The following is a 15584-nucleotide window of genomic DNA, read 5'->3' on the forward strand; positions in this document are numbered from 1 at the left end:
TTGCAGGGGATGGCACGGGCTGCGCCCGTGTTCGCGGGCAAGCCCGCTCCCACAGGTGCTACGCCAATTTGCAGATTGTGTGCAAGGGGGGCCAAGGACGCCCGCTCATTCATCACCAAGTGCAGCTCTGTGAGAAACCGGGCTCCACTCACCCTACGTGCCGCTGCCCTCCAGATCCACCAGCACCGCCCCCTCACTCACCATCTCGCCTTCCTCACAGAACAACGCCTTCACCGTGCCGTCATGGGGCGCGCGAATGCTGTGTTCCATCTTCATGGCCTCCAGCACCACCAGTGCAGTCCCTGCCGTAACCTGCTGGCCGGGGGTGACCAGTACGCGCACGATACTGCCGTTCATGGGCGCGCCCAGCCCGCCCTGGTGGCCGTGGCTGGCCTCGGCTTCGGCAATGGCGTCGAAGGCCGACACGGTATGCACCTCGCCCGCCCAGTGCAGGTACAGCGTGTTGCCGCGGCGGATAGCCAGGTGCTGGCGACGCACCCCCGCCTGGTCATGCACCAATTGGTCCCCCTGCAACTGCCATGCAGACGGCGCGCTGTGCTGCACCGTTACGGCCTGGCGCTGGCCGCCGCTGCACAAGTGCAGGGTGTTGCAAGGCGGCAGGCCCAAGCGCAGGCCGTTACGCTCAGCCCAAGGGGAGTGGCTGTCGTCCTCCCGAACCCGGGCGGCATCGCTCAGCAACCAGGCTTCAGCGGCCGCCTCCCACAGGGCCTCCGGCAACGCCGTGGCCTCAGGGAGTAGAACCTCTTGGTGCCGCCCAATGAAGCCAGTGTCCAGCTCCGCCGCCGCGAACGCGGGGTGGGCCAGGATGCGCTGCAGGAAGGCGATGTTGGTCTTGACCCCGCCAATGGCGAACTCGCCGAGCATGGCCAGCAGGCGCAAGCGGGCCTGCTCGCGGTTTTCGCCCCAGGCAATCAGCTTGCCCAGCATCGGGTCGTAGAACGGCGACACTTCATCGCCCTCGCTCACGCCGCTGTCCACGCGCCGGCCCGGGCCGGGGGCGGACTCGCGGTAAAGCGCCAAGGTGCCGGTGGCAGGTAAAAAGTCGTTGGCCGGGTCTTCGGCGTACAGCCGCACCTCGATGGCATGGCCCATCAGCGGCACCTCGCTCTGGGTGATCGGCAATGGGTCACCGCACGCCACCCGAATTTGCCAGGCCACCAGGTCCAGGCCGGTGATGGCCTCGGTGACCGGGTGCTCTACTTGCAGGCGGGTGTTCATCTCCATGAAGAAGAACTCGCCACGGGCATCGAGCAGAAACTCCACCGTGCCGGCACCCACATAGCCGATGGCCTGGGCCGCGCGCACGGCCGCTTCGCCCATGGCGCGGCGCAGCTCAGCGGGCAAGCCTGGGGCGGGGGCTTCTTCAACCACCTTCTGGTGGCGGCGCTGAATGGAGCAATCACGCTCGTTGAGGTACAGGCAGTTGCCGTGCTGGTCGGCGAACACCTGAATCTCGACGTGGCGGGGTTTGAGCACGTACTTTTCCACCAGCATGCGGGCATCGCCGAACGACGACTGGGCTTCACGCTGCGCCGATGCCAGGGCGTCTGCCAGCTGGCTTTGGTCTTCTACAACCTTCATGCCCTTGCCACCGCCCCCGGCACTGGCCTTGAGCAGCACCGGGTAGCCGATGCGCTCGGCTGCGGTGCGGAAGGTGTCCAGGTCCTGGGCTTCGCCGTGGTAGCCCGGCACCAGGGGCACGCCTGCGGTTTCCATCAGCGCCTTGGCGGCAGACTTGCTGCCCATGGCATCGATGGCGCTGGCCGGTGGGCCCAGGAAGATCAGCCCGGCTTCTTCGATGGCCCGGGCAAAGCCTGCGTTTTCGGACAAGAAGCCGTAGCCCGGGTGGATGGCCTGGGCCCCGCTGGCTTTTGCCGCAGCCAGCAGCTTGTCGATTTGCAGGTAACTGTCAGCGGCCTTGCTGCCGCCCAGGTCAACGCTGATATCGGCCTCGCGGCTGTGGCGGGCGTTGCGGTCGGTGGCGCTGTGCACCGCGACCGTTGTCAGGCCCATGGCCTTGGCGGTGCGCATCACCCGGCAGGCGATTTCGCCACGGTTGGCGACCAGCAGGGTGGTCAAGGCTTGGCGGCTCATGGGCGCGGCTCCTTGGTGTCATGGGTGTGCCAGGCGGGGCGGCGTTTTTCCAGAAAGGCATGCAAGCCTTCCTGGCCTTCGGCGCTCACGCGAATGCGGGCGATGGTGTTTTCACAGTATTGGCGCAGGGCAGGGGTAAGCTGGCCGGCGTCCACTTCCTGCAGCAGGTCTTTGGTGGCGCGCAGGGCCTGGGGGCTGTTCAGCAGCAGGTTGACGGCCCAGGCCTCAGCCTGTGCATCCAGTTCGTCGGTGGGGTACACCTCGGCCAACAGGCCCAGCTCCCGGGCCCTTACGCCGCTGAAGCGCTCGGCGGTGAGCGCATAGCGGCGGGTGGCACGCTCGCCCATGGCCTTGACCACGAACGGGCTGATAACGGCCGGCGCCAGGCCAATGCGCACTTCGGAAAGGCACAGCTGGGCGTCCTCAGCGCCGATTGCCATGTCGCAGCAACTGATCAGGCCCAGGGCACCGCCAAACGCAGCACCTTGTACGACGGCCAGGGTCGGCACCCTGAGGCGTTGCAAGGCATACATCAGTTCACCCAGCTGGTGGGCGTCCTGCCGGTTGGTGTCGAAGTCCAGTTGCGCCGACTGCTGCATCCAGGCCAGGTCGGCACCGGCGCTGAAGTGGCGGCCACGGCCACGCACAAGCAAAAAACGCAGGCGGGCATCTTTGGCCAGCTGCCCGAGGGCTGCGATCAACTCCTGGATCATCAGGGCATTGAAGGCGTTGTTCTTGTCTTCGCGGCTGAGCCACAGGGTGGCGAAGCCACGGGGGTCGTGGAGCACTTCCACGGTGCTGAATTCGCGCATGGGGTCACATCCGGAAAATGCCAAAACGGGTCGGTTCGATGGGGGCGTTCAAGGCCGCCGACAGCGCCAGGCCGAGTACCTCGCGGGTTTGCGCCGGGTCGATTACCCCGTCGTCCCACAGGCGGGCGCTGGAGTAGTAGGGGTGGCCCTGGTGCTCGTACTGGTCCAGGATGGGCTGTTTGAGCCTGGCTTCGTCGTCCGCCGTAAAGGCCTGGCCGCTGCGTTCGCTCTGCTCGCGCTTCACCTGCGCCAGTACCCCAGCGGCCTGTTCGGCGCCCATCACGCCAATGCGTGCGTTAGGCCACATCCACAGAAAGCGTGGGTCGTAGGCGCGGCCACACATGCCATAGTTGCCCGCCCCAAAGCTGCCGCCGATGATTACCGTGAACTTGGGCACCTGGGCACAGGCCACGGCAGTTACCAGCTTGGCACCGTGCTTGGCGATGCCGCCTTCTTCGTACTTTTTGCCCACCATGAACCCGGTGATGTTCTGCAGGAACAGCAGCGGAATGCCGCGCTGGCAGGCCAGCTCGATGAAGTGCGCGCCTTTTTGCGCAGCTTCGGCGAACAGGATGCCGTTGTTGGCCAGTATCGCCACCGGGTAGCCGTGCAGGTGGGCGAAGCCGCAGACCAGGGTGGTACCGAACAAGGCCTTGAACTCGTCGAATACCGAGCCATCCACCAGCCGGGCGATCACTTCACGTACATCGAAGGGCTGCTTGGCATCGGCAGGTACCACCCCGTACAGCTCATCGGCAGCGTACAAGGGGGCCACGGGTGCCAGGCGCTGCAGCTTGCCCAGCTTTTGCCAGTTGAGGTTGGCCACGCTGCGGCGGGCCAGGGCCAGGGCGTGCTCGTCGTTGTCGGCGTAATGGTCGGCCACGCCGCTGGTGCGGCAATGCACGTCGGCGCCGCCCAGGTCTTCAGCGCTCACCACCTCACCGGTGGCGGCCTTTACCAGCGGTGGGCCGGCGAGAAAGATGGTGGCCTGCTGGCGCACCATGATCGCTTCATCGGCCATGGCCGGCACATAGGCACCGCCTGCCGTGCAGCTGCCCATCACCACGGCGATCTGTGGGATGCCCTGGGCGCTCATGTTGGCCTGGTTGAAGAAGATACGGCCAAAGTGCTCCCGGTCGGGGAACACTTCGTCCTGGCGGGGCAGGTTGGCGCCGCCCGAGTCCACCAGGTAGATGCACGGCAGGCGGTTTTGCAGGGCGATGGTTTGCGCACGCAGGTGCTTTTTTACCGTCAGCGGGTAATACGAACCGCCTTTCACCGTGGCGTCGTTGGCCACGATCATGCATTCAACGCCTTCGACGCGGCCGATGCCGGCGATCACGCCTGCTGCCGGCACGTCCTCGCCATACACCTCATGGGCCGCCAACTGGCCGATCTCGAGAAACGGTGAACCTGGGTCCAGCAGGCGATCGATACGGTCACGCGGTAGCAACTTGCCCCGCGACGTGTGCCGCTCCTGGGCTTTCGGGCCGCCGCCCTGGGCAACGTGGGCCAGCAGGCTGCGCAGGGCTGTTACCTGCTCAAGCATGGCCGCGGTGTTACCGGCAAACTCCGCTGAACGCGGGTTGATCTGGGTGTTCAAGGTAGCCATGTACGCTCGTCCCTTATGCTCAGCGGGTTTCGTTGAACAGCTCGCGGCCAATCAGCATGCGGCGGATCTCGCTGGTGCCGGCGCCAATCTCGTATAGCTTGGCGTCACGCAGCAGGCGCCCGGCCGGGAACTCGTTGATGTAGCCGTTGCCGCCCAGAATCTGGATAGCTTCCAGGGCCATTTGCGTGGCGCGCTCGGCGGTGTAAAGGATGACGCCGGCAGCGTCCTTGCGCGTGGTTTCGCCACGGTCGCAGGCCTGGGCCACGGCATACAGGTAAGCGCGGCTGGCGTTGAGCTGGGTGTACATGTCGGCGACCTTGCCCTGGATCAGCTGGAATTCACCGATGCTCTGGCCGAACTGCTTGCGGTCGTGAATGTAGGGCACCACCAGGTCCATGCAGCTTTGCATGATGCCGGTGGGCCCGCCCGACAGCACCACGCGCTCGTAGTCCAGGCCGCTCATCAGCACCCGCACGCCACCGTTAAGCTGCCCCAGAATGTTCTCTTCCGGCACCTGCACGTCATCGAAGAACAGCTCGCAGGTGTTGGAGCCGCGCATGCCCAGCTTGTCGAACTTGTTGCTGCGGCTAAAGCCTTTCCAGTCCCGCTCCACGATGAATGCGGTAATGCCGTGGGCGCCCTTGTCCAGGTCGGTCTTGGCGTAGATCACATAGGTGTTGGCGTCTGGGCCGTTGGTGATCCAGGTCTTGCTGCCGTTGAGCACGTAATGGTCGCCGCGCTTGTCTGCGCGCAGTTTCATCGAGACCACGTCAGAGCCGGCGTTGGGCTCGCTCATGGCCAGGGCGCCGATGTGCTCCCCGCTCACCAGCTTGGGCAGGTACTTGGCCTTCTGTTCGGGGTTGCCGTTGCGGTTGATCTGGTTCACACAGAGGTTGGAGTGGGCGCCGTAAGACAGCGCCACCGATGCCGAGCCCCGGCTGATTTCTTCCATTGCAACCACATGGGCCAGGTAACCCAGGCCGGATCCGCCGTACGCTTCGGGCACGGTGATGCCCAGCAGGCCCATGTCGCCGAACTTGCGCCACATGTCAGCCGGGAACAGGTTGTCGTGGTCGATCTGGGCGGCGCGCGGTGCCAGCTCTGCGGCGACAAAGGTGCTGACCTGGTCGCGGAGCATGTCGATGGTTTCGCCCAGGGCGAAGTTCAGGGTGGGGTAATGCATGCTGGGGCACCTTCTTGTTCTTGAATGAGGGTTTGACTGTTGCAGCCCAGGTGGCTGTTTCACCTTTACGTTAACGTAAACTTGGTAATGTTGGCTGTCAATGCGTGAGTGACCTTTACGTTAACGTAAATCTGCGCCACAGTATCGGCGTCTTCATCCGCCGTGCCCAGAACAATCACAAGAAGGGACACCCATGAACCAACCCAGCTACACCCGTGGTCGCCAGGATCGCCCGCTGCTGACCCACACCATCGGCCAGGCCTTCGATGCCACGGTCGCCCGCTGCGCTGGCCGGGAGGCGCTGGTCTCGCGTCACCAGGGGCTGCGTTACACCTGGCAGCAGCTGGCCGAGCAAGTCGACATCCACGCACGGGCCTTGATGGCACTGGGCGTAGCCACCGGCGACCGCGTCGGCATCTGGTCACCCAACTGTGCGCAGTGGTGCATCCTGCAAGTGGCCACCGCCAAGGTCGGGGCCATTCTGGTCAACGTCAACCCGGCCTACCGGATGGCGGAACTTGAATACGTGCTGCGCCAAGCCGGCTGCCGCTGGTTGGTCTGTGCCGATGCGTTCAAAACCTCGGACTACCACGCCATGGTGCAGTCACTGGCGCCGGAGTTGGCCAATGCGCCTACGGGCCAGCTGGCCTGCGAGCGTTTGCCCGAGCTGCGTGGGGTGGTGAGCCTGGCCAGCAACCCGCCAGCGGGCTTCCTGCCTTGGCATACCTTGGCCGACTGTGCGCAGCAGGTCACCGCCCAAGCCTACACGGCGCGCCAGCAAAGCCTGCAATTCGACCAGCCGGTGAACATCCAGTACACCTCGGGCACCACCGGGGCACCCAAGGGCGCCACGCTCAGCCATTACAACATCCTGAACAACGGCTTCATGGTCGGCGAAAGCCTGGGCCTGACCGAGCAGGACCGCATGGTGATACCGGTGCCGCTCTACCACTGCTTCGGCATGGTCATGGGCAACCTGGGTTGCATCACCCATGGCAGCACCATGGTCTACCCCGGCGATGCCTTCGATGCCGAGCTTACCTTGCGCGCCGTGGCCGAAGAGCAGGGCACCATCCTGTACGGCGTACCCACCATGTTCATCGCCATGCTCGACCACCCGGCCCGCCCAGGCATGGACCTGTCCAGCCTGCGCAGCGGCATCATGGCCGGCGCCACCTGCCCGATCGAGGTCATGCGCCGGGTCATCGACCAGATGCACATGGGGGAGGTGCAGATTGCCTACGGCATGACCGAAACCAGCCCGGTGTCCCTGCAGACCGGCCCGGACGATGAACTGGAACTGCGCGTGACAACCGTCGGCCGCACCCAGCCGCAGCTGGAAAACAAGCTGATAGACGCAGAAGGCTGTGTGGTGCCCCGCGGCGAAATCGGCGAGCTGTGCACCCGCGGCTACAGCGTGATGCTGGGCTATTGGGAAAACCCCCAAGCCACGGCAGATGCCATTGACGCGGCCGGCTGGATGCATTCGGGCGACCTGGCGGTGATGGACGAGGCGGGGTATGTGCGCATCGTTGGGCGTAACAAGGACATGATCATTCGCGGGGGTGAGAACATCTACCCGCGTGAACTGGAAGAGTTTTTCTACACCCACCCGGCCGTGGCCGACGCGCAGGTCATCGGCATCCCCTGCAGCCGTTACGGCGAAGAAATTGTGGCGTGGATCAAGCTGCACCCGGGGCACAGCGCGACGGCGCAAGAGCTGCAAAGCTGGTGCAAGGCGCACATCGCACACTACAAGGTGCCGCGCCATATCCGCTTTGTGGAGGAGTACCCGATGACGGTGACGGGTAAGGTACAGAAGTTCAAGATGCGAGAGATCAGCGTGGCCGAGATAGGGGGCGGCCCCAAAGCGTAGGAGTGGCTGCTGGGCCCCGGCGCGGCAATTGCGCTTGTGGGGCCCGCAGCATGTAACAATTCTGGGCTAGCCTTAAACCTTCATTGGCGGTTCCGGGTCGGGCGGGTCGCCTACGGTTGGTGGCTCGGTCGGTTTGATCGGTAGGTTGTCAGGGTCTTCTTCAGGTACGGGCGGTGGAAGCGTCGGGTCGTCTATATTCGGGTCCGGGGTTTCCGGTGGCGTTGGAATGCTCATGGCCTACCTCGCATGGGTGAACGAACACGTGCTGACTATTACGACCACCGGCACCTGGCATCGGCTCACTTTTTTTGAACCCCGACGCCTGCCCCGGCTCTGAACCCTTACCGCCAACAGCCCAGGGGAGCAAGGCCTGATGTCTTTGAATGAGCCCTTCGAAAGCGTGTCCACGGCCGATCAACCACACGACCAGGGCATCAGCTTGTCCCAGGCGTTGATGGCCCCACGTATCGCCATCGAGGCGACCCAGCCGGTGCTTGATGGCGGCGCATTTGCAGCCAAGGCCATCAGCAACCAGCCTGTTGCGGTCAGCAGCAAGGTGTTCACCGACGGCCACGACCGCATGGCGGTGGTGCTGAACTGGCGCCAGGCAGGCAGCCGACGCGTTCACAGCGTACCCATGACATCCCCTGGCAACGACCTGTGGCTGGCAGAATTCACCCCCACTGAAATCGGCCCGCATGTGTTCACCATCGAGGCTTGGATAGACCCGTACGCCACCTTTTGCTACGACCTCGAGAAAAAATTCAATGCCGCTGTCGGCATCAAGCTGGAGCTTGAAGAGGGCAGGCTGCTGCTGGGCAAAGGCATCGAGCTGAGCACCGGTGCGCTGCGCGAGCAGTTGCAAGCGTTGCAGGGCCGGTTACCAGGGTTGCCGGAGGCCGAGCAGGTGGCACTGCTGCTGGGTGACGAGGCCACCCAGCTGATGGCCGCTGCCGAGCACCGCAGCTACCTCGCCCGCAGCTGTGAATACCCGCTGGATGTGGACCGCCCCGCAGCGCAGTTCGCCAGCTGGTATGAGTTGTTCCCGCGGTCGATCACCGATGACCCGGAGCGCCACGGCACGTTCGACGATGTGCATCAACGGCTGCCGATGATCCGCGACATGGGCTTCGATGTGCTGTATTTCCCGCCCATTCACCCCATCGGCAAACAGCACCGCAAAGGCCGGAACAACTCGCTGCAAGCGCTGCCCGGCGACCCTGGCAGCCCGTATGCCATCGGCAGCCCCGACGGCGGCCACGAGGCTATTCACCCGCAACTGGGTACCCGTGAAGACTTCCGCAGGCTGGTTTCGGCGGCTGCCCAGCACGGCCTGGAAATCGCCCTGGACTTTGCCATCCAGTGCTCCCAGGACCACCCGTGGCTTACCCAACACCCCGGTTGGTTCAGCTGGCGCCCCGACGGCACCATTCGCTATGCGGAAAACCCGCCGAAGAAATACCAGGACATCGTCAACGTCGACTTCTACGCGCCCGACGCCGTGCCAGGCCTTTGGACCGCGCTGCGCGATGTGATCATCGGCTGGGTGGAAGAGGGCGTGAAAACCTTCCGCGTCGATAACCCCCACACCAAGCCCCTGCCGTTCTGGCAGTGGCTGATCGCCGATGTGCGGCGCCAGTACCCGGACGTGCTGTTCCTGGCCGAAGCGTTCACCAAGCCGGCCATGATGGCGCGGCTGGGCAAGGTGGGGTATGCCCAGAGCTACACCTACTTCACCTGGCGCAACACCAAGGAAGAACTGCGCGAATACTTCGAAGAGCTCAACCAGCCGCCGTGGAGCCAGTGCTACCGGCCCAACTTCTTCGTCAATACGCCGGACATCAACCCGTTCTTCTTGCAGCAGAACGGCAGGGCGGGCTTCCTCATCCGCGCAGCGTTGGCGACCATGGGTTCGGGGCTGTGGGGCATGTATTCGGGTTTTGAGCTGTGCGAAGCTGCCGGCTTGCCAGGCAAGGAGGAATACCTGGACTCCGAGAAGTACCAGATTCGCCCGCGTGACTTCAGCCAGCCTGGCAATATCATCCCGGAAATCGCCCGGCTGAACCGCATTCGCCGGCAGAACCCGGCATTGCAAACGCACCTGGGTGTGGCGTTCTTCAATTGCTGGAACGACAACATCCTGTACTTCGCCAAGCGCACACCCCAGCGCGACAACTACATTCTGGTCGCCATCAGCCTGGACCCGCACAACGTCCAGGAGGCGCATTTCGAGCTGCCACTGTGGGAGCTGGGCCTGGGCGACGATGCAGAAACCCACGGCGAAGACTTGATGAATGGCCACCGCTGGTCGTGGTACGGCAAAACCCAGTGGATGCGCATCGACCCTTCGCATCAGCCGTTCGGTATCTGGCGCATCAGCAAAGCCTGAACAGGGACAGGAGCCGCACATGGCCAAGCGTGCACGCCCGCAAGCGTTCATCGATGATCCGCTGTGGTACAAGGACGCGGTCATCTACCAGTTGCACATCAAGTCGTTCTTCGACGCCAACAATGATGGCATCGGTGATTTCGCCGGCTTGATCGGCAAGCTCGACTACATTGCCGACCTAGGGGTCAACACCCTGTGGCTGCTGCCGTTCTACCCCTCGCCGCGGCGGGACGATGGCTACGACATCGCCGAGTACAAGGCGGTGCACCCGGACTACGGCACCTTGGCCGACGCCCGGCGTTTTATCGCCGAGGCCCACAAGCGCGGCTTGCGGGTGATCACCGAACTGGTGATCAACCACACCAGCGACCAGCACCCGTGGTTTCAGCGGGCCCGGCATGCCAAGCGCGGCAGCAAGGCCCGGGACTTCTACGTGTGGTCGGATGACGAGCACAAGTACGACGGCACCCGCATCATCTTTCTCGATACCGAAAAATCCAACTGGACCTGGGACCCTGTGGCCGGGCAGTACTTCTGGCACCGCTTCTACTCGCACCAGCCCGACCTGAATTTCGACAACCCGCAGGTGATGAAGGCGGTCATCGGGGTAATGCGCTTCTGGCTGGACATGGGGGTAGACGGCCTGCGCCTGGACGCCATCCCGTACCTGATTGAGCGCGACGGCACCAACAACGAAAACCTGCCGGAAACCCATGCTGTTCTGAAGGCGATCCGTGCCGAGATCGATGCCAATTACCCCGACCGCATGCTGCTGGCCGAGGCCAACCAATGGCCGGAGGACACGCGGCCTTACTTTGGCGAGGGTGAAGGCGACGAATGCCACATGGCGTTCCACTTTCCGCTGATGCCACGCATGTACATGGCGCTGGCCATGGAAGACCGTTTTCCGATCACCGATATTTTGCGCCAGACGCCGGAAATCCCCGCCAACTGCCAATGGGCAATCTTCCTGCGCAACCACGATGAGCTGACGTTGGAGATGGTCACCGACCGTGAGCGGGACTACCTGTGGAACTACTACGCTGAAGACCGGCGAGCGCGTATCAACCTGGGTATCCGGCGGCGCCTGGCGCCGTTGCTGCAGCGCGACCGCCGGCGTATCGAGCTGCTCACCAGCCTGCTGTTGTCGATGCCGGGTACACCCACGCTGTATTACGGCGACGAGCTGGGCATGGGCGACAACATCTACCTGGGTGACCGTGACGGCGTGCGTACGCCCATGCAGTGGTCGCCCGACCGCAACGGCGGCTTCTCCCGCGCCGACCCCCAGCGCCTGGTGCTGCCCCCGATCATGGACCCGTTGTACGGTTACCAGACGGTGAACGTGGAAGCCCAGAGCCACGACCCGCATTCGCTGTTGAACTGGACGCGCCGCATGCTGGCCGTGCGCAAGCAACAGAAGGCGTTTGGCCGCGGCAGCATCCGCACCCTCACGCCCAGCAACCGGCGCATTCTCGCGTACATCCGTGAATACACCGACGCCGATGGCACTGCCGAAGTGGTGCTGTGCGTGGCCAACGTATCCCGCGCTGCCCAGGCGGCCGAGCTTGAGCTGGCCCAGTACGCGGGCATGGTGCCGGTGGAGATGCTGGGCGGCAGCGCGTTCCCGCCCATCGGCCAGTTGCCGTTTCTGCTCACCTTGCCGCCTTATGGCTTTTATTGGTTCCTGCTGGCCTCCCACGACCGCATGCCCAGCTGGCACATACAGCCCACCGAGGGGTTACCCGAATTGACTACTTTAGTGCTGCGCAAACGCATGGAGGAGCTGCTCGAGGCCCCCTCCCGCGACACCCTGCAAACGTCGATTTTGCCCCAGTACCTGCCCAAGCGGCGTTGGTTCGCCGGCAAGGAAGGGCCCATCGATGCTATTCGCCTGAGCTACGGCATACGCCTGGCGAACGCCAGCGTGCCGGTGCTGCTGAGTGAAATCGAGGTAGAGAGCGATGGCGTCACCCACCGCTACCAGTTGCCGTTCGGCCTGCTGCCCGAAGACCAGATCAACAGCGCACTGCCCCAGCAGTTGGCACTGTCACGGGTACGCCGTGCCCATCAGGTGGGGCTGATCACCGACGCGTTCGTGTTGGAGCCGTTCATCCGTGCAGTGCTCAAAGCCTGCAAAGACGGCGTGCGCCTACCCTGTGGCAGCGGCCAAGGGGAGCTGCGCTTCGAGCACACCCAGCAACTGGCTGGCCTTGGCCTGAACGATGAAAGCCCGGTGCGCTACCTCAGTGCCGAGCAGTCCAACAGCTCGGTGGTGGTGGGTGATTCGGTGGTGCTCAAACTGATCCGGCGGGTCAATGCCGGCATCCACCCCGAGCTGGAAATGAGTGCCTACCTGACTGCTGCAGGCTTCGCCAACATCTCCCCGTTGCTGGCATGGGTCAGCCGGGTGGACGAGCAGGGCGCGCCGCATTTGCTGATGATTGCCCAGGGCTACCTCAGCAACCAGGGCGATGCCTGGGCCTGGACCCAGAACACCTTGGAGCGCGCCATTCGCGACCAGATGCAGCCCACCAGTAATGAGGCCGACTCGCACACCGACGCACTGACCGAACTCAGTGGCTTCGCTGCGCTGCTTGGCCAACGCTTGGGCGAAATGCACCTGCTGCTAGCCGCCCCAACAGCGGATGAAGCCTTCACGCCACGCCCCAGCGACGGGCAGGACAGCGCGCGCTGGAGCACGCAGATAAGCGCCGAGCTGACCCACGCGCTGGACCTGCTGGCCCAGCACCGCGACAAGCTGGACAGCGACAGCCAAGCCTTGGTGGACGACCTGCAACAGCAGCGTGACGGGCTGGCCCAGCATATCCAGGCGCTCACGCAAAAGGCCCAGGGCGGCCTGTTGATGCGCGTGCACGGGGACCTGCACCTGGGCCAGGTACTGGTGGTGCAGGGTGACGCCTACCTGATCGACTTCGAGGGTGAACCGTCCCGCCCACTGGAAGAACGCCGTGCCAAGCACAGCCCGTACAAGGACGTGAGCGGCGTGTTGCGATCCTTCGACTATGCTGCTGCGATGATCTTGCGCAGCGCCTCTGGCGTGGACCTTTCCGACGCGGCGCGGCAGGCCCGGCAGCGCGTGGCACGGCACTACCTGCATCAGTCGCGGCATGCGTTCATCGAAGCCTACGGGCTGGCGACCGCAGCCATGCCCCATGCCTGGGAACAGGCTGACGGCGAGCGTGCCGCGCTGGAGCTGTTCTGCCTGGAAAAAGCTGCCTACGAAATAACTTATGAAGCCGAGAACCGTCCAAGCTGGCTGGCCGTGCCTTTGCATGGTCTGCATGGACTGATCAGTACCTGGGGAGAGTCAGAATGAACGTTTCAACGCGTGATAACGGTGGCCTTCGGCAACGGGACCTGGATGCCCTTGCTCGCGCCGAGCACGCCGACCCTTTTGCGGTACTTGGGCCTCACGGCGATGCACAAGGCGGGCTGACCGTGCGGGCCTACCTGCCCGACGCGCTCAGCGCCCGTGTGGTGGCGCGCGAGGGCGGCCAGGTGCTGGCCGAAATGGTGCAAGGTTCGCTGCCTGGCCTGTTCACCGCGCACCTCGAAAAGGCACAGCCCTACCAGTTGCAGATCGGCTGGGCCGGCGGCGAGCAGGTCACTGAAGACCCCTACAGCTTTGGCCCGCAACTGGGCGAGATGGATTTGCACCTGTTCGCCGAGGGCAACCACCGCGACCTCGCTGGGCGCTTCGGTGCCCAGCCCACCCAGGTGGACGGGGTAGACGGCGTCAACTTCTCGGTGTGGGCGCCCAATGCCCGGCGTGTGTCCGTGGTGGGCGACTTCAACAACTGGGACGGGCGCCGCCACCTCATGCGGCTGCGTCACGAGGCCGGCGTGTGGGAGTTGTTCATCCCGCGCCTGGGTGTGGGCGAAACGTACAAGTTCGAAGTGTTGGGCAAGGGCGGCATTCTGCCGCTCAAGGCCGACCCGCTGGCGCGCGCCACGCAATTGCCACCGAGCACGGCGTCCAAGGTGGCAGGGCCGTTGGGCCATGCGTGGGGCGACCAGCAGTGGATGGACGAGCGCGCCCAGCGCCATGCCTACAGCGCGCCGCTGTCCATCTATGAACTGCACCCCGGTTCATGGCGCTGCGAGATGAACGAGGCGGGTGAGGTAGGCCGCTACTACAACTGGCGCGAGCTGGCCGACCGCCTGGTGCCCTATGTACAGCAGTTGGGCTTTACCCACATCGAGCTGCTGCCGATCATGGAGCACCCGTTTGGCGGGTCCTGGGGCTATCAGCCGCTGTCCATGTTCGCGCCCACCTCCCGGTATGGCACGGCTGAAGATTTTGCCGCGTTCATCGATGCCTGCCACCAGGCCAGCATCGGCGTGATTCTGGATTGGGTGCCTGCGCATTTCCCCACCGACGAACATGGCCTGGCCCGCTTCGATGGCACGGCGCTGTACGAGTACGACAACCCGCTGGAAGGCTACCACCAAGACTGGAATACCCTCATCTACAACCTGGGGCGCAACGAAGTGCGCGGCTTCATGATGGCGTCGGCCTTGCATTGGCTGAAGCACTTCCATATCGACGGCCTGCGGGTGGATGCCGTGGCGTCGATGCTGTACCGCGACTATTCGCGCAAGGCGGGGGAGTGGGTGCCCAACCGTCATGGCGGGCGTGAGAACCTGGAGGCCATCGACTTCCTCCGCCACCTCAACGGTGTGGCGGCCCATGAAGCGCCCGGCGCGTTGATCATCGCCGAAGAATCCACTGCCTGGCCTGGGGTTAGCCAGCCGATCGAACAAGGCGGCCTGGGCTTCGGTTACAAGTGGAACATGGGCTGGATGCATGACACCTTGCATTACATCCAGAACGACCCGGTGCACCGCGCCCACCACCACAACGAAATGAGCTTCGGGTTGGTGTATGCCTATTCCGAGCATTTTGTGCTGCCGATCTCCCATGACGAAGTGGTGCACGGCAAGCGGTCGCTGATCGACAAGATGCCGGGTGACCGTTGGCAGAAGTTCGCCAACCTGCGCGCCTACCTGACCTACATGTGGGCACACCCGGGCAAGAAGCTGCTGTTCATGGGCTGTGAGTTTGGCCAGTGGCGGGAGTGGAACCACGATGCGGAGCTGGACTGGTACCTGCTGCAGTACCCGGAGCATCAGGGGGTGCAGCGCCTTGTCAGCGACCTTAACCGCCTGTACCGCGAGGTGCCGGCGCTGCACGAGCAGGATTGCCAGCCGCAGGGCTTCCAGTGGTTGATCGGTGATGACGCGCAGAACAGCGTGTTTGCCTGGTTGCGCTGGAGCAGTGATGGGGAGCCCGTGTTGGTGGTGGCCAACTTCACGCCGGTGCCGCGTGAGGGTTATCGCGTTGGGGTGCCGTTCGGCGAGCGTTGGCAGGAGCTGTTGAACAGTGATGCCGAGACCTATGCGGGTTCGAACATAGGCAACATGGGAGCGGTGGAGAGTGTAGAAACGCCTAGCCACGGGCAACCCCTGTCGCTGGCGCTGAACTTGCCGCCATTGGGGGTGTTGATCATGAGGCCTGCTCGGTAGGTGCAGGTTATTCAGGTTTGGGCCGGGAGGTGATCGCCGTGGCGGGT

General features: G+C 64.1%; 9 protein-coding genes. 4 read left to right on the forward strand and 5 right to left on the reverse strand.

Annotated features, from left to right (window positions below; all coding sequences use genetic code 11):
- Positions 1-153: 153 nt before the first annotated feature.
- The 4 genes from APH25_RS18305 to APH25_RS18320 are packed head-to-tail and all read right to left on the reverse strand — an operon-like array spanning position 154 to position 5722.
- Entirely contained in the window at positions 154-2115 is a 1962-nt protein-coding gene (locus APH25_RS18305; RefSeq protein WP_060482909.1) for an acetyl/propionyl/methylcrotonyl-CoA carboxylase subunit alpha, read from the reverse strand.
- Entirely contained in the window at positions 2112-2927 is an 816-nt protein-coding gene (locus APH25_RS18310) for a gamma-carboxygeranoyl-CoA hydratase (protein WP_060482910.1), read from the reverse strand. The genes APH25_RS18305 and APH25_RS18310 overlap by 4 nt, the downstream gene beginning before the upstream one ends.
- A gap of 4 nt (positions 2928-2931) precedes the next feature.
- On the reverse strand, positions 2932-4539 hold the full coding sequence (locus APH25_RS18315; protein ID WP_060482911.1) for a carboxyl transferase domain-containing protein: 1608 nt from the start codon (positions 4537-4539) through the stop codon (positions 2932-2934).
- A 19-nt stretch (positions 4540-4558) separates the two neighbouring features.
- Positions 4559-5722 (reverse strand): isovaleryl-CoA dehydrogenase, encoded by a 1164-nt coding sequence (locus tag APH25_RS18320; RefSeq protein ID WP_028632307.1) that lies wholly within the window; start codon positions 5720-5722, stop codon positions 4559-4561.
- A gap of 193 nt (positions 5723-5915) precedes the next feature.
- Between APH25_RS18320 and APH25_RS18325 the strand changes: the two genes are divergently transcribed.
- Entirely contained in the window at positions 5916-7598 is a 1683-nt protein-coding gene (locus tag APH25_RS18325) for an AMP-binding protein (protein ID WP_060482912.1), read from the forward strand.
- A 72-nt stretch (positions 7599-7670) separates the two neighbouring features.
- Here APH25_RS18325 and APH25_RS25740 read toward each other — a convergent pair whose 3' ends face one another.
- Positions 7671-7832, reverse strand: a complete 162-nt coding sequence (locus APH25_RS25740; protein ID WP_177331202.1) for a hypothetical protein — start codon at positions 7830-7832, stop codon at positions 7671-7673.
- Between the two features lie 139 nt (positions 7833-7971).
- On the opposite strand from APH25_RS25740, the gene APH25_RS18330 reads away from it, so the two are divergent.
- From APH25_RS18330 to glgB, 3 genes are read left to right on the forward strand one after another with little or no spacing between them, the layout of a single operon-like run.
- Complete coding sequence (locus tag APH25_RS18330) at positions 7972-9987, forward strand: alpha-1,4-glucan--maltose-1-phosphate maltosyltransferase (RefSeq protein WP_060482913.1); 2016 nt, start codon at positions 7972-7974, stop codon at positions 9985-9987.
- Between the two features lie 19 nt (positions 9988-10006).
- A complete protein-coding gene (gene treS, locus APH25_RS18335; RefSeq protein ID WP_060482914.1) occupies positions 10007-13327 on the forward strand; it encodes a maltose alpha-D-glucosyltransferase in 3321 nt (1106 codons plus the stop codon).
- Entirely contained in the window at positions 13324-15537 is a 2214-nt protein-coding gene (gene glgB, locus APH25_RS18340; protein WP_060482915.1) for a 1,4-alpha-glucan branching protein GlgB, read from the forward strand. The genes treS and glgB overlap by 4 nt, the downstream gene beginning before the upstream one ends.
- The last annotated feature ends 47 nt before the right edge of the window (positions 15538-15584 follow it).

This window comes from Pseudomonas sp. NBRC 111119, from assembly GCF_001320125.1.
Lineage (GTDB): Bacteria > Pseudomonadota > Gammaproteobacteria > Pseudomonadales > Pseudomonadaceae > Aquipseudomonas > Aquipseudomonas parafulva.